Origin of the sequence: Citrobacter sp. Igbk 16 (genome assembly GCF_028069755.1) — a bacterium.
Taxonomy (GTDB): domain Bacteria; phylum Pseudomonadota; class Gammaproteobacteria; order Enterobacterales; family Enterobacteriaceae; genus Citrobacter.
Genome location: NZ_JANEWJ010000075.1, coordinates 1 through 1,019, shown reverse-complemented (window position 1 = coordinate 1,019; position 1,019 = coordinate 1). Strand labels below are relative to the sequence as shown.

At 49.4% G+C, this 1,019-nt stretch carries 1 protein-coding gene; it reads right to left on the bottom strand.

Going from position 1 to position 1,019, the window contains the following annotated elements:
- Positions 1 to 16: 16 nt before the first annotated feature.
- Positions 17 to 1,019 (bottom strand): IS3 family transposase gene (locus NNO03_RS22410; RefSeq protein ID WP_271450610.1). Its coding sequence is split into 2 segments (ribosomal slippage), with 1,004 coding nucleotides annotated over them: positions 17 to 867 and positions 867 to 1,019; the frame shifts between segments, so codons are not numbered across the junction. This gene is flagged as partial in the annotation.

The following is a 1,019-nucleotide window of genomic DNA, read 5'->3' as shown; positions in this document are numbered from 1 at the left end:
TGTAAATAGACCCGTTTTAGTTCCAGGCATTTTTTGAGATCCCGGCCAAATGATTGTGTTGCCGATATTCCTCCGGCGTCATATTGTTCAGTGATTCATGCGGGCGTTCACAGTTATATTCTGACACCCATCTTTCCGTGATTTCCCGCACTTCATTCAGCGTTCTGAACAGATAAAAATCGAGTATTTCTGTACGGTATGTTCGGTTAAAGCGCTCAATAAAAGCGTTCTGCGTCGGCTTACCCGGCTGAATAAATTCCAGTTTTACTGCATGTTGCTCTGCCCATTCAGCCAGTGCAAGTGAGATAAATTCCGGACCATTATCCATGCGTAGCATGACCGGATAGCCGCGATTTGCCGCGATCCTGTCGAGTACACGGACCACGCGCAAAGCTGGCAGATTCAGATCGATTTCAATCGACAATGCCTCACGGTTAAAGTCATCAACGACATTGAACGTTCGAAAACGACGGCCACAGACCAGGGCATCATGCATAAAATCGACAGACCAGCTCTGGTTCAGCGCTTCCGGTGTGGCCAGTGGCGAGGGATTACGCACCGGCAACCGTTGTTTGCCTTTACGGCGAAAATTCAGCCTCAGCAGACAATAAATACGATGGATCCTTTTGTGATTCCACGGGTATCCCTGCCGCCGCAGAACCTGGAAAAGTTTTGGAAAACCGTACCGTGGGTATCGCTCTGCCACTGACTGCAACGCGACAATAACGGGTTCGTCACGCGTGGTATCCGGACGGTAATGGTAAACCGTTCTGCTCAGGTTCAGACTCCGGCAGGCCTGACGGATACTGAGTCCAGATGTCGTTATCAGATGAGTGACCAGCTCACGCTTAAAGGCTGGTTTTAAAGCTTTTTTTCGATAACGTCTTTCAGCGCCCGGTTCTCAAGGCTCAGGTCGGCAAACATCTGTTTGAGACGCCGATTCTCGTCCTCAAGATCCTTGATCTTTTTAATATCAGAAGCCTCCATGCCGCCGTATCTGGACTTCCAGTTGTAGTAGG